We start from the raw sequence: 15,549 nt of genomic DNA, 5'->3' as shown, positions 1-15,549 counted from the left end.
CTGCAAAACCCAGCGCCCCTCCGACCCATCAAAGCCCCTAAACCCAACGGCGTTTTTGCGAATTTTCATGTGAAACCAAAAGCTAACATCTATAAAATCAGCATAGGAAAAACAGGCCACATCGGACCATCGGGACAGTCGTTAAAAGTTCGTAAATATTAGGAAAATCAGACGGTCAGCCGGACTTGATCAACCCAATGGCGCGCAATCCGGGCACCGGATACTCTTTGTCGCGCAGGGAATCGATTGTGAACTCCGGTTCCAATTTGCGCAGCCGCCGGATCGAAAGCCGCAACTCGTCCATATCGCCGCGCGACGCATGGATCGCCGTCAGATAGCGCAGCGGCGCTTTGTAAAGCGGCGCCTTCTGCGAGGCACGCTCGGCATAGATAACCGCCTCATCCAGCATCCCTGCGCTTGTCGCCGCAGCGCAGCAAAACGTATCGACCACATAGGAATAAAACCCGCCGCCCTGAATGCGCCGCGAATACTCACTGTCGCGCAGCCCGGCCTTGCCGTCGCCCTCAAGCGAATAGGCGGCACCACGAAACAGCCAGGCCAGCGGATTGGCACGGTTGGACTCCAACGCCAGCGTCGCAAGCTCGATCCCGCGCCCCCGGTCGCCCAGAATAAACGAAGTGGCATAAGAACATAGCGCCAGCGTCATCGAGCCGTAAGGATCAAGCTCCAGCGCCTTGCGGCACAGCGCGTCCGCGTTTTCCTGCAAGGCGCGCTGGTCGCGATAGTCCTTTTCGGCGCGCTCCAGCGTGGTGATATACGCCAGCCACGCCAGATAAACCCCCTTGCGATGGATCTCGTAATTCTGCGCCAGTTGCGTCTTGGCCAGCTTCAAGTCACCCGGTTTGTTGCGAAAAATAAGCCGCACCGCGCCTAGGGTTCCCGCCGAGAGATACTCATTGGTGTTGGCGTCTTCATGCGACGGAGCCAGATCAAGCAGCGTGCGCTCGACCGTCTTGTTGACCAGTTGCAGCATCTTTTCGTCCGACATCACCGCCACCGGATCCGCACACACATTGGCCGCAAGCGACCAGCGCGGGGAATAGGGCTGCCCGTCGGCCAGCGAAACATGCGCCGCCGCCGCATCGCCGCTGGCATCTACTTGCGCGGTGAGCAGAAACTTGGCCAGTTCCTCGGGACCGTTGCTGGCGAACCGATCAGGATCGTCGCTGATGGTGGCGATTTTCAGCGCGCACCAGTCGCCTATACTGTCAGCAATGCCATGCGACAACAGCCGCCGGTGCATCACATCCGCCGTGCCGGTGCTGCGAATCTCAAGCGGCAGCCGGGCCGACAGCTTTTCTTGCAATCCGAACTGTTCGCGCACCTGCGCCAGCCACTCCGAAAACGCCGGATCCGCGCTTTGCACATCCTCCAGAAACGGCAGGCCCTGTTTGGTCTTTTCTCGCGCCTCTTCAAAATCCGAGACCACCGCGCCAGCATCAAACGCCACCACTTTGCGATCGGTCAGAAAATGCGCGGCGCAGGGGCCCAGCGCCGTGCGGATTTCGCTGATCGCCTGGCGCAGGCTGGCCAGCGATTGCGCCTGCCCCCGATCCGACCACAGGCTTTGCGCCAGAAAGGCACGCGATCGTGTCAAATCGGGCGCCATCAGCACCATCGCCACCAAGGCTTTGGATTTCGCGCCTTTAGGCGTGCGGTCGGCTCCTTCGGCATCAGTGATGGCAAAAGATCCAAACAATTTGACCGAGATCCCCACCGTCTTTTTGGCAGTAGGCATAGAAAAAACTTTCGGCGCGAGCGTATTCAATTCACCGATCCTCGCATCTTATGGGCTTAACGCTAACACAGTTCGTCAAAACCTAGCCCAGTAAAACGTCAAAAATACGCAATTCGGGCCGGTAAGCGGCGGCTCTGCTATAGATCTAGACCAAACTGGACCGGTTTCGTTAACACTTGTTGCAGTTGAACAGGATTTTTTCAAACCCGTATCACAACTCATCACAGGGGATAGCTATGTCTTTTAACAATATCGGTAACATTGGAAACATCGGAAATATTGGCAACATCGGTAATATTGGAAACATTGGGAATATCGGAAACATCGGCAATATAGGGAACATTGGAAACATCGGGAACATCGGCCTGGAAAGCGTTCCCGGCGCCGCCTCTGGGGCCATGATGCTGGCCCGCGATGGCGTGATCGGGGCCCGCCAGCCCGCGGCCCATCTGCCAAGCCATCTGGGGTTTGACGATCCTGAAAACCTGTTCCGCTGGGATCCCGGCTCGCGCCAGTCGGCGATCTTTGTCGAAACCATGTCGGGCCTCGACATCGCGCTGGACGGCGCCAGCGAAACCGCCAGCGTTCTGGTCGGGACCGACACCCTGTTTTGCGCCGCCCGCCCGACCGAAGCCGCGTTTCAGGCCCAAGTGCCCGACGTCAAGGCCGCCGCCGATTTGCGGGCCGACCGCGCGCCGGAAATCCTTGCCCAGACCGGCGACATCCTGTCGTTCCTTGCCATGCCGCTGTCGATGAACCTGGCCCGGCACAAATGGACATTGGAACTGTTGCAGGCCGTGCTCTTGCCGGTGATCGCCGTGGAAAAAGCGCTCAAAAACGCGATGGCCTGCCGCCGGCCGCATGAATACGACGCGCAGATCCAGCCGATGATCACCGCCCCCGCCCACAGCAGCTTTCCCTCTGGCCACGCCACCGAAAGCTTTGCCATCGCCGAGGTGCTTACCCTCGTTTCGGGGTCCGGCGGCGACACATCGGCCTATGGCGCGCAAATGGCGCTGCAAGCCGCGCGCATCGCCCACAACCGCGTGGTCGCTGGCGTGCATTTTCATGTCGACAATATCTGCGGCGCGGCCCTTGGGAAATCACTGGCCGGTATGTTGCTGCACCGCAGCGGGGCCGTCGGGCAGCACTACGCCGTCACCGTGAAATCACAGGACGCCGCCGCTGATGGCGCCAAACTGTCGCTCACCGATCTTAACGCCGCCTATTCCGGCAGCACCGCCAATTACCTCACCACCACGGCGCGCACCTCTGCCCCCGACGCCCGGCTTCTTAAGGCGCTGTTCAAACGCGCCCGCGCCGAGTGGAGCTGAGGCCAGTTCATGCCCAGTTGGACAGAAACCCCGCTTTCTCAGGGTGATGCGTTACGCCACCCTTACGAGCTGTACTACGCCAGCGCGCCCGGATCGCAAGAGGCCGGTGCCCCCGATCCCGCCCGCTATTACCCGCAACTGGTGACGCTTGAACTCACCCTCGCTGCCGCCCCTGTCGCCGACACGCACGCCGATTGGCAAACCTTGGTCACGCCCGCCGGTCCCAATCCGCCCTTCATCGTCACCCGCCACGACGCGCTTTATGCCTTTGCTGCACTGCTGCAATCGGCCCCGTCGGGCGGCGCGGCAACATGCGAGCTTTTGCTCTTTTTACGCGGCGACCACATCGCAACACCCATCGCCAGCCTCTTGCCCACAAGCTGCGGCGAAACCCTCACCCTAACCTCGGCCACACTGCTGCGCGGCGATCCCGGCCAGACCCCCTCGACCGGCATCCCCCCCACCGTGCCCGAGACCGCAGACACCCTCGCCCACCTCGAAAAATCCCTCACCGACGGAACGCCCCTGATCCCACAATCCGACACCGCCCCGCCGGTTGGCGTCGTGATCGACCACGCCATCGGCTTTGCCAACCAAGTGTTTCGCCGCGCCACCGGCACCCGCTTTGCCCACGTCTGGGCGCAGGACGACAGCCCCGGCACCACCTCCAGCCCCGGCATCGGCCACGCGCTAAACGCCGCCATGATCAACGCCGCCCTGAGCGACCTCAACACCGATCCCTACATGACCGAGGCCGATCTCTACGCCCGCCTCGGCACCGGTGCCGATGGCCCCGAACATCACCACCTCAAACGCCGCGCCTCACACGGCACCGCCGTCGCGCATGTCGCCTTTGGCACCGATCCCGACAGCCCCGAAGCCCGGCTCGACACCGTCGATCTGATGGCGATCCAGCTGCCCGCCGCCTCGGTCGCCCGCACCAACGGCTTTCTGCACGATCTCTATGTCATCTCCGGCCTCAACTGGCTCTGGCACCACGCGCTGCATGAGGTCGTCGCGGGCCGCCCTGCCCCGGCCTATTTCGTCACCCACGCCTTTGGCACCTTCGCCGGGCGCCACGATGGCTTTGACGGGCTCAGCGCCGAATTTGACCGGCGGCTCAACGCGGGCGAACTGCGCGCCATCGCCGCCGCAGCGGGCAACAGCCTGCAAAGCGCCACCCACGCGCAACTCTCGGCCCAGGACCTCGCGGACCCCGCGAAATCCAGCATCGGCCTGGCGATACAGCCCGACGACCGCACCGCCAGCTTTGTGCAACTGTGGTCGGATTTCGCCGCCTCCCCAGCCTCGGGCGCCGCTGAGTTTCCCGTGGCGTTACAGCTTATCCTCCCCGACGGCACCGCGATCCCCACGCCAAGCGGCGGCTTCAAACCCGGCCATGCCTATGATTTCGCACCAAACGGCGAAACGCTCGCGCGCCTCTATTGCCAAAGCAGCGCCCCCCGCGCTGTCCCCGGAACCGGAACTGGCCACGACAGGCGGATGCTCACCCTCGCGATCCCGGCCACCACCGGCCCCGCCCCAAGCGGCCTGTGGCACCTGAAACTCAGCACCCCCGAGCCGGGCTTTGCCGACACCCTCGCGATTTGGGTCGAACGCGGCGAAACCCCCGAAGGCTTTGCCCCCGCCGGGCGCCAAGCCTATCTCGACCACGGTGCCTATACCCGGTTTGGCGCCGACGGGCATCACCCTCACGACGACTCCGCCGCCTCACCAATCAAGCGTTTCGGCACGCTTTCGGCGGCGGCAGGCTCCAGCGGCGTGATTGTCGCCGGATCGTCGCGCGCCTCGGATGCCAGCGTTTCGGCGTTCTCCTCGGGCAGTTCCGCCCTGACCCCGGCCCACAACGGGCACCCGCGCCAACCCACCTGCGCCGCCGCAAGCGAGGCCAGCGTCATGCGCCCCAACATCCTTGTCACCGGCACCTACAGCGGCAGCATCGTGGCGGTGCGCGGCACCAGTTTCGCCGCACCCTTCACCCTGCGCACCGCGCTGATCCAAGTGTTAAACGGGCGCCCCCCGCAACGCCGATCCGCGATCTGGTGCTGGCAAGCCTCGACCCGTCAACAGCCGATCCGCGCCACATCGGCCAAGGCATCGTGCCGGGCCTGTTCTCGCCCACGCCAGACCGGTTCACCCGGCTATAACCTCCGCCGCCCGGTTGCCCAAAATTGAGGGCCGGGCGGCAAACCTCAGGTCAAAATCCGGAAAACACCATATCAAGCGCGCCTCGGATCTCGTAATCGCGCGCGGTGAGGTCCGCCACAGGCGCGCCCGCCAACAGCCCGGCAGGCACCGCAGCAAGTTCGGCGGTGTGCAGCGCAAGCCGAGCGCCCTCAATCTCGAAAATCGGTTCCAACCGGGTGATCGGCTGCAAGTCCGCCGACTCTGGCAAAAGCGGCGCGACAACCCGCGTTCCGGTGTCGATGAGGTCGGTTTGCAGATCAAGCACCAGCATCCCATCCGGCAGGCGATACACGCAGAACTGCGCCATTACCCCTTGTGTCCAAGCACTTGCCACCGCGCGAGCGGCGGCCCGTTCGCCTCGATCCACGCCCGCCGCTGCGCCATCGCCTCAAGGTTTTCCGCCTGCCATGCGCTGGCCCGCGCCGCGCGAACCTCTGCCGCCAGGGCCGCCTCGCTGATCGCCGAGACATTCAGCCCCAACTCTCGCGCGGCCTCAAGCAAGCCACTATCTATCGTCACATTTGTCCGTTTCTTGGCACTCGAAGTGGCATGCATGGCGTGGCTCCTAGCTATCGCATCGAATATACACACGCACCGTGTGCAGTTCAATACTGCTCGGCTTACGCCACCGTCACCCGCACATCGCGGATGCCCTGCCCGCCCGCACTGGCCGCGGCCAAAAGCCGGGTGTGATAATGCGTGGTCACATAGTCCGCGATAAACCGCGATGGCGCGCGCAGCGTCAGGATGCCGCTTTCCACGTCCACCGGCACCAGCGGCGCAAACCACGCGCCATAGACCCCGGGATCTTGCGATTGCAGTCGCGCCGCGACACTGGCCCAGCCGGTGCCATCCTCCAGCGGCAGGCCGACGTCGCGCCGCAGGGGCACAACGTTGCTGACATCCGGCGCGGGCTCTGGTGCGACCACCATGCGCGCCGCGAAATCGGGGCCGACCGCATCCCAATGCGGCATCGTCGCCGCAAGGACCACCGGCAGCTCGATGCGATATTGCGTTACTCTGCCGCGCGCGGCGGGCACATCAACCGCAATCCAGCCACGACTGCGCAGCTCGGCCATCTCGCGTTTGGCGGTCCGTTCGGTCACGCCCCACATGCGCGCCATCTCGCGCTGGCCCACGGCAAAGGTGCCGTTGCGCCAGTTGAACCGCGCGGTGATCACCAGCGACAGCCGAAGCGCCAACCGGGCCGCAACAGCGTCGCCGCGCGTCGCTGTGACCAGAAGAGCCGTTAAGATATCGTATTTGAGAGCGGCAGATCCCGGCCCCGAAATATTCCGTCCGGTGGCATTTCCCCCGGTGACATTCCGCGCCTTGTCCGCCAGACCACCTTGCCCCATCTGCATTGCATTCCCTCGCCCACGCCGCAGATGCGGTGCTGTCCACTGCCTCGTCGAGGTGCGCTTCCGGGTCTGCTGCCCGGCGTTTCAAACGCTATTCCCGATCTTGGGTCAATTAGCGTTGGAAAGCCCCAGCTTGTCAAGGATTCGCGTGTTCGCCTCTCTCCCCCAAACCCAATTCAAAAAGAAATCAGGTATGGATTAGGTATAGGGGGACGTCTGGCATGTCACCCTATGGGCGCTATGTGTCCCCTCAAGATGTCGGGTGGCCCCCGATCACGTCCCCCCAAATCCGCGAAATCCTGGCGGGCAAACCTCCCACCCGATTCGGTCGGACCTGAGGCGGAAAGCCCCCTGCCCCGCTGCGCGGCACGGCGTGAAGGCCCCGAAGCAGTTTAGAAAATAGTGATCTCGACAAAAAAGGCAAATTCAGCGTAAATAGACAAAGAGCAGAAATTTACGTCCGAGGCAAAAATGCTGACACATGCAGACCTCCGCGAGATGCAGTCCAAATCCCTCAAGATGCAGGGCTGGATCCGGCAACAGACCTTCTCGCCGCAGAATGAAAAGACCCTCCGCCGGTTCTCGTCCTGGGAGGTCTCCGAGCTGATCCTTGGGCTGAACCAATCGACCTTTCGCGGCAAGCTGGCCGCGGACCCGAGCTTACCCGCGGGGTTGGTCGAGCCTGACGGTCGGCAGCGCTGGTTCACCCTTGATGAGGTCAACACCCTGCGCCGCCGGATCAAGCCGCGCGGCAAGTCGCTTCAGCCCCCCCGCCCCGGCGGCCGCGCCTTTCGCACCGCCATCGCCAACTTCAAGGGCGGCGCCGGCAAATCCACCGTCGCCCAGCACTTTGCCCATGCCGCAGCGCTTGATGGCTACCGTGTGCTCTGCGTCGACTTCGACCCGCAAGCCACGCTCAGCCACTCGATGGGCCTGACCGATGTCGGCGAGGAACACACCGTCTGGGGCATCATGGCGCGCGACCTGATCCGCGAGACCGAGGCCCAGAACAATGCCCCGCGCGGCGCCGCCAGTGGGGCCGCCCTGCCCCGCCGCGCCATCCCCGCGGCGATCACCGATCTCGGCCTGCATGATCTGCGCATCACCGACTTTATCCAGCACACCAACTGGCCCACCATCGACCTGATCCCCTCTTGCGCCAACGCCGCCTTTGTCGAGTTCGCCTCCGCCCAGTACCGCCACCTCAATCCCGAGTGGTCGTTCTTTGCCGCCGTCTCCCGCTTCCTCGACCAGCTGCCAGATGACCAGTGGGACCTGATCTTCTTCGACTGCCCCCCCGCCATCGGCTATCAGTCGATGAACGCGGTCTTTGCCGCCGACATGCTCTATATCCCCTCCGGCCCGGGCTATTGGGAATACGACAGCACCACCTCCTTTATCGGCCAGCTGTCCGAGGCGCTCGAAGACCTCGCCTATGGCTTTGAGGGCACCCTGCCCGACGGCAACATCACCCTGCCCAAAGCCTTTCATGATGTCCGCTTCCTGCTCACCCGGTACGAACCGGGCAACGACCTGCACCGTGCGATGTTCGAAGCCTTTGGTAAGGTGTTTGGTGACAAACTCGCGCAGCACCCGGTCGAGATGACCCGGGCGGTCGAACAATCCGGGCGCTTCCTCAGTTCGATCTATGAAATGGACTACCGCGACATGACGCGCGAAACTTGGCGGCGCGCCCGCGCCAGTTTTGACCGCGCTTATGGTGAATTTCGCGAGGTGATGCTGCCGCATTGGCAGGGCATGGCCACGCCGACCTTACCCGCGGATAAGGTTGAGGAAGGAGAGAGCGCATGACCCGCAAACGCCGCATGTTTGACATCGACATCCCCGAGGATGCCGTGGCCGAGTCGCAAGAGACCACGGGCCGCCGCAGCCCGATGGCCAGCGCCATTGCCGAGAACGCCGAAGCCTTGCAGGCCCGCAAAAGCGCGGCCGAGGCGATCCGCGATGAGAACGACGCGCTGGCGCATGAATTCGTGGCGCTGCGCGAGGCCGGCAATGTGGTTGAGATGGTGCCGCTGGGCGACGTCCACACCTATATGCTGGTGCGCGACCGTATCCCCGGCGAAGATTTCGAGCTCGCCGAGCTGGTCACCTCGGTGCGTGAGATTGGCCTGTCCAACCCGATCCGCGTGCTGCCCCGCCCCGATGGCAGCGGCTATGAGCTGGTGCAGGGTTTCCGCCGGTTGGGCGCCTATAAGGCGCTGCTGGAAGAGACCGGCGATGAGGCTTGGGCGCGCATTCCGGCGCTGATCATGCCGGGCGCGGGTGACATAGGTGGGCTGTATCGCCGGATGGTCGATGAAAACATCGTCCGTAAAGATCTGTCCTTTGCCGAGATGGCCCACGCCGCGCAGGTCTATGCCGCCGATCCCGCAACCGAGGCCAAGGATCTGGGGGCCGCCATCGCCGCGCTGTTCCAGTCGGCGCCCTATTCCAAGCGCAGCTACATCAAGTCGTTCGCGCTGGTGATGGAGCGTTTGGGCGCGGTGCTGATGTTCCCAACCGAGGTGCCGCGCGCGCTGGGTGTTGCCTTGGCCAAGGCGTTGAAAGACGCGCCCGAGATTGCCGATATGATCCGGCTTGAGCTGGCCGACGACGACAATCGCGGCATTCAGGAAGAGATGGAAGTGCTGCGCCGCTATGCCGATTGGGGTGATGCGCCGCGCGATATGGGGCCGCCTCCGCCCAAGCCGGTCAAGACCACGGGCGGCAAGACCAAGACCACCTTCCACATCCGCTCGCGTGCTGGTCAGGTGAAATGCACGGCAAGCGCGGGGCGGCTGGAGATCAAGGTCGACCGGGACTTTTCAGCCATCGACCGGCAGCGGCTGGAACGCGCGATTGCTTCGTTGATTGATGGGTTGGGCTAGGCCTACGCCCTACCTTAGAAACGCAAGGCCGGGCATCAGCCCGGCTTTTTTTATGCGCAGGGGTGCGGGCTGGCGTCCGGCTTACCTCTGAAACCTTACCCGCGGATAAGGACAGCAAGGTTGACCTTATCCGCGGGTAAGGTTTCGCGCTGCCTCAATACCAAGCGTCCGCCATCCCGGCCTTTTTGCGCGCGATGAAGTCTTTCAGCGCCATGTCGCGGTCCATATCCAGTGGCGGGGCTTGGTAGTCGCGCAGGGTCTCTTTCCAGCGGGTGTTGGCCCGCGTGGCGTGATCCACCGCGCCTTGCTCATCCCAGGTTTCCCACGGCTGGTCGTCGTTCAGCCCGCTGTCCCAATAGGCGGTCTGGTAGTGCCGCAGGGTGTGATCGGTGCCAAACAGATGCGCGCCCGGCCCGTTCTGCGCCAGCGCATCAATGCCGAGGGTTTCGTCGGTGACAGTCATCCCGTTCACATAGGCATGCAACGCGCCGCACATATCGCAGTCCATCACGAACTTCTCATATGACATCGACAGCAGCCCATCGAGGAAGCCCGCCGCGTGCAGGATGTAGTTCGCGCCGCCCTGCACGGCGGACATCATCGACATCATCGCCTGTTGCATCGCCTGCCCATCGGGGCGTTTCGAGGTGCTGAAATTACCCGCACAGCGCAGCGGCAGGCCAATGCGCCGCGCCATCTGGCCCATCACCAGCGAGCCCAGCGCCGGCTCGGGCGTGCCAAAGGTGGGCGAGCCAGAGCGCATGTCCATCGAGGCCAGGAACCCGGCCAGCACGGTGGGCGCACCGGGGCGGACCAGTTGTGTCAGCGCGCAGCCGGTCATCGACTCGGCCAGACATTGCGCGATTGATCCGGCCATCGTCAGCGGCGACACCGCGCCGCCCAGCAGGAAGGGCAGGACGATCGAGGCCTGGTTCGCCTGCGCATACTCACGGATGCCGCGCGTGGTCACGCCGTCAAGCACCAGCGGCGAGGTGGTGTTGAAGTTACCCATGATCACGCAGTGGCTGTCGACGAACTCCGCGCCGAACAGGACGCGGCACATCTCAATCGAATCCGCCGCGCGCTCGGGGGCGGTGATCGAGCCAAGGAAGGCGCGGTCGGAGTAGCGCATGTGGGCGTAGACCATATCGAGGTGGCGCTTGTTCACCGGCACGTCGGTCGGCTCGCAGATGGTGCCGCCAGAGTGGTGTAGCCACGGGGAAGATTGGCCGAGCTTGATGAAGTTCTGGAAGTCCTCAAGGGTGCCATAGCGGCGGCCCCGGTCGAGGTCCATCACGAAGGGCGAGCCATAGGCGGGGGCAAAGACCATCGCGTCGCCGCCGATCTCGACGTTGTTCGCGGGGTTGCGGGCGTGCTGGGTGAACTTGGCCGGGGCGGTGGCCAGCAGTTCGCGGATCAGGCCGGGTTCAAAGCGGATGGTCCAGGTGTTCTCGGCCGTGTCGGTGACCTGTCCACCGGCCTTGCGGAACAGCGCGACCGTCTCGGGATCGTCGCGAAACTCGATGCCGATCTCGGCCAAGATCCGGTCGGCGGCGGCGTCGATCTTATCGAGGCTGGCCGCGTTGAGGAGGTCATAGGTCGGGATGCCACGGCGCAGGAAGGGCACATGCAGGTGCGGGTTCTGCCCCGGCTTGGTGCTGCGGTCGGGGCGCGCGGTGCGGCGGGATTTGCGGGCGGGTTTGGCGGGACGGTCGAGCATGGCGGCGGCGCTCCTGTGCGGTGGGGTGGCTGCGATCTTCCCCGCGGGTAAGGTTTCTGGCAATTGCAATAATTTTGGGCTATGACTTAGGTCAATTGAGCCTAATGGCGCTGTAAGGCCGCCTATAGCGTGAGGGTTCTGCCAAATGACCAAGCGTACATAATGACTGACAGCCCGTATGACCTGCCGCCGCTGACCGCTTTGGCCAGTTTTGAGGCCGCCGCCCGGCACGAAAGCTTTAAGCGGGCGGCGCAGGAATTGAATGTCACGCCCGCCGCTGTCAGCCATCAGGTCAAGGCATTGGAGGCGGCGCTGCGACAGACCCTGTTTCGCCGCCATCACCGGGGGGTCAGCCTGACCGAGACCGGGGCCTATCTGTTGGTGGCCTTGCAGCGCGGGTTTGAGGAAATGGCGGGCGCGGTGGACCAACTGCGGTCGCGCAGCAACAAACCCGCCGTCACCATTCGCGCCACCACCGCCGTCAGCGCGCTGTGGCTGACGCCGCGGCTGGGGCAGTTCTGGCGGTCACATGGCCACATCACCGTGGCGCAGAACGTGACGGATGTGGACACCGGCGATGACGGCAGCGACCTGACGATTCACTATGGCGATATGGCCCGAGACACCGGCGATTGCCGGTTGCTGATCCACGATTGCATCAAGGCGCTGGCGAGCCCGCGCTTTGCCGCGCAGCACGAGGTGCGCGGGGTGGCGGATTTCGAGCGGCTGCCGCTGATCCATGTCGACCGGGCCGAGATCGGCTGGACCTCTTGGGCGGAGTGGTGCCGCGCGTTGGGGCATGTCGGGCCGGTGGGCGGCGGGCTGCGCGTCAATAACTATGTCATCGGTTTGCAGGCCGCCGAAGATGACATGGGCGCGGTGCTGGGCTGGGAGGGGCTGACCGCGCCGCTGGAGCGGGCAGGGCGGTTGGTGCCTTTGCTTGATGCGGCGGTGCCGTCGCCGCTTGATTTCTACATCAAGGTCAGCCCACATGCCTCGCATCCGGCGCATGTTTTGTGCGACTGGTTGGCGGGGCAGGGGGCCTCGGTGGGGGCTGTGGTGTGATCGCTAGGCGGTGCTGTCTTTCGCGGTTTGCTCGGCTTTTTGCAAAGCATCGGTCAGGGTGTCACGGTCGCCAATGTGATTGGCCAGCAGCAGGATCAGGCGGGCGTTGAAGGCGTGGCTTTCGGCCTCGGACAGGCCGTCATGCGCGCTGATCAGCTCGGCATAAAAGCCAGCGCCGTCGGGGATATTGGGGGCGGTGTTCAGGGGCATGTTCTTAGTCCTTTGCACAGGCGTGGCGCGGGGCGGCGCGGGTTGCGGTATCGTCGAAACTGTCCCAGCGGGCGACGACATGCTGATCGGGGCGGATGAGGTAGACTGCTTGCGCGGCACCGCCAAGATAGCGGGCGGCAAGTGCGCCGGTGGGGTCGCCTTTGGTGGAGAGCGCCAGCCGGCTGAAGGCAATGCCAGACTCTTCAAGGCTGTCGGGGGCTTCGGTGTTGAGGGTGAGTAGGCGGAAGCCATTGCCGAGCTTGGGCAGAAGGAAGCCGCCGGGCGGCGGCGCGGCTCGAGGCGCGGGGGCTGGTGACGAAAGAGGTCAACGCGCAGGACCGGCGTTTGGTGGTGCTGCGGCTGACGGCGGAGGGCGGGGCGCTGATGCGGGAGCTGAAGGGGATAGCGGCTGCATATCAGGCGCAGTTGGAGGCGCTGTTGGCTCCTGAGCTGATGGCGATGAACCGTGCGATTGATCGGATCCTTGCCGAGGAATTGTGACCGGGCGCCGATCCATCAATGGATCGGTACCGATCTGTCAACAGATCGGGGTGGCGTTTTAGGGCGGTCGGCTGGGCGGACTGTGGGGGGAGGCTGATCCATTGATGGATCAGGACCGATCTGTTGACAGATCGGGGGTGCGCGTGAGGCGGAGGGCGCGGAGGTGGTGGCGGCAGAGGCGCAGGGCGCGGCGGGGAAGATGCAGGTGCCAGCGGGCGGGGCGGGGTGGGTCCAGCCGCTCGGCCCAGATCCAGAGCGACAGGGCGATCATGGCTTCCAGGTGGTAGGCGGGTAGCAGGAGCGCGGTGAGCATCAGTGCCCAGCAGCTTGCCAGACAGCTGCCCCCGGCGACCAGGCCCAGCCGCAGGGAGTCGCGCCACAGCGCCGGGGCAAAGGCGGCAAGAGGGGACTGGCGGTGGCACAGGTTGAGCGCGCGTTGCTTCCACGGTGAGGCCTGCCAGATCAGCGCCAGAGCCAGCGCGGCGGTGAGAGGCCAGAGGCTGTCGCCTGCTGCCAGCCGTAGGGTGAGGGCGAGGCCGAGCAGGCCCACGCCCGCAAGCATCCAGACGGCGGCGTAACCCAGAAGGGCCAGCACTTCGGCACGCACGCGCAAAGGGGCGAAGGTGCGCAGGCGCAGGTATCCGAGCGGGCCGAGAAGGGTGGGCACCATCATCGCCGCGACCATAATCGCCCAACCGAGGATCAGGGCCATGGGCGAGACGTAAGTGAAGAAGAACGCGTAGGTTTCGGGCGCGGGCACTGACCAGAGCAGCCCCGAGGAACACAGCGCCGGCAGTACCATGGCATCGCTTCCGAGCCCCAAGACGGCCCATGACGGCACTGACAAAACCGCCAGCGGCGTGGCCGCCCGCAGCCATGCGCGGGCGGCCGGGGTCATTCGTGCTGCCGATAGATACTGATCCGACCGATGTGGATCTTGGCGGCCTCGGGCACCGCGTCGAACGGCACAAGGCGGACCTCGATCTCATCCGCGCCGAACGCCCCGTCAAGATGCAGCTTGTCAACGATCTTGGTGATCTCAAGCGTCGCGTTCAGGCCGCTGCCCGCATGGGCGCTGTCGGCGTCGCTGGCCTTGCGGACCCCAAACAGCGAGACGGTCCCGGCGTTGTACTCTTCGCCGTCGGCACCGTCATCCGGCAGACCGACAAACACCCGCAACAGGGTGGCGTCGTCCAGCCCGGTGATGTTTTCGAGATTGAGGAACACCCGGTCGGGCGCTGTTGGCGTGGCGGAATTAAGGCTGTCTGACAGGCGGGCGCGCGGCTCTGGCGCGGTCTTGACCCTTGCCGTGTGCGCGGCGCTGCCCGAGAGCGAAATGCCGCTTTCGCTGGCGCCGACCATCTCGGATTTGTCCTGTTTCGCCATGGGGGCACCTCCTGCGCTGGCTGACATCCCAAGCCCCGCCATCCGCGCGGCGGCGGCCATAAACACGGGCTGGGCGGCGGCCCCTGGGGTCAGATCATCGTAATCATAGCCCCAATCGGCAGGCACTTGCATCTCGCGCGGGGTATAATTCCATTTGCTGCCATCGGGTTTGGGCATGGCAAAGGCGCGCTCGCCCGATTGGACCGGACCATTGAGCCAGTTGATATTGTTGGGATTTGTCCAGTCGCTCGGGCTGTTGACGGGCTTGCCGGGGGGCAAGTCGTTCCAAGCGTTCCACAGCCGATCAATGTTGCAGTGGTGCAGATAGAAGATCGGGTCCAGTGCTGCGGTCAACGGGTTGGACATCAGGCCGGGCAGGGGCGTGCCGTCCGAAAAGGTCTCGGTCGGGTTGCGGCCCCCGACGAGGCCGTGCACCACATTGTGCGGGTCGCTTTCGCAGCCGCCATTGCCCGCCGCGCCGCCGGGGCTAAAGCCAGTGGTCGGCCCGCCAAAGCCGAGCGCCACGCCGTTGCCGGGGCCGGTGAACACCGGGTCATCCATCGCGCCGAGGTTGGTCAGCATCTTTAGGTCAAAGGCCGAGGTGCCGCCCATCGGCCCCCAACGCTGGTGTACAAACAGCGGGTTGTCATTGCCGCCGCCGGGCCAGCTTGGGTCGCGGAACTCGGCGGGCAGGATGTTTTGGCCATCGGCGAAGTAGTTCCAGTAGGGCAGGGCCCAGGTGTCATGTGGGCCGCCAAGGTCTTTGATCGCGGCGCGCAGCACCTCTTCGAGGGCAATCAGATAGCCCCGGTGCCAGGGCAGAAAGTACCACGATTGGTGTTGGCATTGATCGAGATAAGTGTCGGTGTCGGCGGTGCTGGGGGCCGCTTCGGCCGGGTCGGTCAGGTTGTAATGGTCCCACAGCGCGCGCCACATGCCGTGGATTGCGCCGAAAAAGGCCCAGCTTGTCGGGTCGGCCAAGGGGCGGGACTTCATCACCTGCACGCCGCGGGCGTACCACAGGATGGGATCGGCCCAGGGGGTGCCAGTGTCGAACACGTTTTTGCGGGTTTTGAGATCGGTCACGGGAAATATCCTTTTCAAAATCAAAGGC

The 15,549-nt window shown here is 64.3% G+C and carries 14 protein-coding genes; 6 read left to right on the top strand and 8 right to left on the bottom strand.

Annotation, left to right across the window (positions count from 1 at the left end; all coding sequences use genetic code 11):
- Positions 1 to 175 precede the first annotated feature (175 nt).
- A complete protein-coding gene (locus ACW9UO_RS18705; RefSeq protein ID WP_457089005.1) occupies positions 176 to 1,759 on the bottom strand; it encodes a hypothetical protein in 1,584 nt (527 codons plus the stop codon).
- A 398-nt stretch (positions 1,760 to 2,157) separates the two neighbouring features.
- On the opposite strand from ACW9UO_RS18705, the gene ACW9UO_RS18700 reads away from it, so the two are divergent.
- Both ACW9UO_RS18700 and ACW9UO_RS18695 read left to right on the top strand, forming a co-directional pair.
- Positions 2,158 to 3,093 carry a phosphatase PAP2 family protein gene (locus ACW9UO_RS18700; protein WP_457089004.1) on the top strand — a complete coding sequence of 312 codons (936 nt, stop codon included), beginning with the start codon at positions 2,158 to 2,160 and terminating at the stop codon, positions 3,091 to 3,093.
- Positions 3,094 to 3,102: 9 nt separating this feature from the next.
- On the top strand, positions 3,103 to 5,289 hold the full coding sequence (locus tag ACW9UO_RS18695) for a S8/S53 family peptidase (RefSeq protein ID WP_457089003.1): 2,187 nt from the start codon (positions 3,103 to 3,105) through the stop codon (positions 5,287 to 5,289).
- A gap of 22 nt (positions 5,290 to 5,311) precedes the next feature.
- On the opposite strand, the gene ACW9UO_RS18690 is transcribed toward ACW9UO_RS18695, so the two are convergent.
- The 3 genes from ACW9UO_RS18690 to ACW9UO_RS18680 all read right to left on the bottom strand — a co-directional run bounded on the left by ACW9UO_RS18690 (position 5,312) and on the right by ACW9UO_RS18680 (position 6,665).
- Positions 5,312 to 5,608 carry a CcdB family protein gene (locus ACW9UO_RS18690; RefSeq protein WP_457089002.1) on the bottom strand — a complete coding sequence of 99 codons (297 nt, stop codon included), beginning with the start codon at positions 5,606 to 5,608 and terminating at the stop codon, positions 5,312 to 5,314.
- On the bottom strand, positions 5,608 to 5,856 hold the full coding sequence (locus tag ACW9UO_RS18685; protein ID WP_457089001.1) for a type II toxin-antitoxin system CcdA family antitoxin: 249 nt from the start codon (positions 5,854 to 5,856) through the stop codon (positions 5,608 to 5,610). The genes ACW9UO_RS18690 and ACW9UO_RS18685 overlap by 1 nt, the downstream gene beginning before the upstream one ends.
- Before the next feature lie 65 nt (positions 5,857 to 5,921).
- Positions 5,922 to 6,665, bottom strand: a complete 744-nt coding sequence (locus ACW9UO_RS18680; RefSeq protein WP_457089000.1) for a DnaA N-terminal domain-containing protein — start codon at positions 6,663 to 6,665, stop codon at positions 5,922 to 5,924.
- Between the two features lie 468 nt (positions 6,666 to 7,133).
- Here ACW9UO_RS18680 and ACW9UO_RS18675 point away from each other — a divergent pair, with 468 nt between their 5' ends.
- Both ACW9UO_RS18675 and ACW9UO_RS18670 read left to right on the top strand, forming a co-directional pair.
- A complete protein-coding gene (locus ACW9UO_RS18675) occupies positions 7,134 to 8,474 on the top strand; it encodes an AAA family ATPase (RefSeq protein WP_457088999.1) in 1,341 nt (446 codons plus the stop codon).
- The gene (locus ACW9UO_RS18670; protein ID WP_457088998.1) at positions 8,471 to 9,553 is read left to right on the top strand and encodes a ParB/RepB/Spo0J family partition protein; all 1,083 of its coding nucleotides are present in this window, start codon (positions 8,471 to 8,473) and stop codon (positions 9,551 to 9,553) included. The genes ACW9UO_RS18675 and ACW9UO_RS18670 overlap by 4 nt, the downstream gene beginning before the upstream one ends.
- Before the next feature lie 154 nt (positions 9,554 to 9,707).
- Here ACW9UO_RS18670 and ACW9UO_RS18665 read toward each other — a convergent pair whose 3' ends face one another.
- Entirely contained in the window at positions 9,708 to 11,273 is a 1,566-nt protein-coding gene (locus ACW9UO_RS18665; RefSeq protein WP_457088997.1) for a trimethylamine methyltransferase family protein, read from the bottom strand.
- A 162-nt stretch (positions 11,274 to 11,435) separates the two neighbouring features.
- Between ACW9UO_RS18665 and ACW9UO_RS18660 the strand changes: the two genes are divergently transcribed.
- Positions 11,436 to 12,338 carry a LysR family transcriptional regulator gene (locus tag ACW9UO_RS18660; RefSeq protein WP_457088996.1) on the top strand — a complete coding sequence of 301 codons (903 nt, stop codon included), beginning with the start codon at positions 11,436 to 11,438 and terminating at the stop codon, positions 12,336 to 12,338.
- A 3-nt stretch (positions 12,339 to 12,341) separates the two neighbouring features.
- Here ACW9UO_RS18660 and ACW9UO_RS18655 read toward each other — a convergent pair whose 3' ends face one another.
- Positions 12,342 to 12,548: a DUF2783 domain-containing protein gene (locus ACW9UO_RS18655; protein ID WP_457088995.1), complete on the bottom strand. Its 207-nt coding sequence runs from the start codon at positions 12,546 to 12,548 to the stop codon at positions 12,342 to 12,344.
- 312 nt (positions 12,549 to 12,860) lie between these two features.
- Between ACW9UO_RS18655 and ACW9UO_RS18650 the strand changes: the two genes are divergently transcribed.
- The gene (locus ACW9UO_RS18650; protein ID WP_457088994.1) at positions 12,861 to 13,049 is read left to right on the top strand and encodes a hypothetical protein; all 189 of its coding nucleotides are present in this window, start codon (positions 12,861 to 12,863) and stop codon (positions 13,047 to 13,049) included.
- Positions 13,050 to 13,158: 109 nt separating this feature from the next.
- Here ACW9UO_RS18650 and ACW9UO_RS18645 read toward each other — a convergent pair whose 3' ends face one another.
- Together ACW9UO_RS18645 and ACW9UO_RS18640 are read right to left on the bottom strand one after the other, a co-directional pair.
- Positions 13,159 to 13,947 (bottom strand): copper chaperone, encoded by a 789-nt coding sequence (locus ACW9UO_RS18645; RefSeq protein WP_457088993.1) that lies wholly within the window; start codon positions 13,945 to 13,947, stop codon positions 13,159 to 13,161.
- Positions 13,944 to 15,521: a tyrosinase family protein gene (locus tag ACW9UO_RS18640; RefSeq protein ID WP_457088992.1), complete on the bottom strand. Its 1,578-nt coding sequence runs from the start codon at positions 15,519 to 15,521 to the stop codon at positions 13,944 to 13,946. The genes ACW9UO_RS18645 and ACW9UO_RS18640 overlap by 4 nt, the downstream gene beginning before the upstream one ends.
- Positions 15,522 to 15,549 lie beyond the last annotated feature (28 nt).

The organism is Marinovum sedimenti, from assembly GCF_054052205.1.
This window is presented reverse-complemented; position numbering and strand designations above follow the sequence as displayed.

Bases quoted from the DNA above. Each gene is read 5' to 3' on its own strand.
- ACW9UO_RS18690 (WP_457089002.1), bottom strand. From the start codon at position 5,608: ATGGCGCAGTTCTGCGTGTATCGCCTGCCGGATGGGATGCTGGTGCTT.
- ACW9UO_RS18705 (WP_457089005.1), bottom strand. From the start codon at position 1,759: ATGCCTACTGCCAAAAAGACGGTGGGGATCTCGGTCAAATTGTTTGGA.
- ACW9UO_RS18645 (WP_457088993.1), bottom strand. From the start codon at position 13,947: ATGACCCCGGCCGCCCGCGCATGGCTGCGGGCGGCCACGCCGCTGGCG.
- ACW9UO_RS18695 (WP_457089003.1), top strand. From the start codon at position 3,103: ATGCCCAGTTGGACAGAAACCCCGCTTTCTCAGGGTGATGCGTTACGC.
- ACW9UO_RS18665 (WP_457088997.1), bottom strand. From the start codon at position 11,273: ATGCTCGACCGTCCCGCCAAACCCGCCCGCAAATCCCGCCGCACCGCG.
- ACW9UO_RS18655 (WP_457088995.1), bottom strand. From the start codon at position 12,548: ATGCCCCTGAACACCGCCCCCAATATCCCCGACGGCGCTGGCTTTTAT.
- ACW9UO_RS18680 (WP_457089000.1), bottom strand. From the start codon at position 6,665: ATGCAGATGGGGCAAGGTGGTCTGGCGGACAAGGCGCGGAATGTCACC.
- ACW9UO_RS18660 (WP_457088996.1), top strand. From the start codon at position 11,436: ATGACTGACAGCCCGTATGACCTGCCGCCGCTGACCGCTTTGGCCAGT.
- ACW9UO_RS18670 (WP_457088998.1), top strand. From the start codon at position 8,471: ATGACCCGCAAACGCCGCATGTTTGACATCGACATCCCCGAGGATGCC.
- ACW9UO_RS18675 (WP_457088999.1), top strand. From the start codon at position 7,134: ATGCTGACACATGCAGACCTCCGCGAGATGCAGTCCAAATCCCTCAAG.
- ACW9UO_RS18685 (WP_457089001.1), bottom strand. From the start codon at position 5,856: ATGCATGCCACTTCGAGTGCCAAGAAACGGACAAATGTGACGATAGAT.
- ACW9UO_RS18700 (WP_457089004.1), top strand. From the start codon at position 2,158: ATGATGCTGGCCCGCGATGGCGTGATCGGGGCCCGCCAGCCCGCGGCC.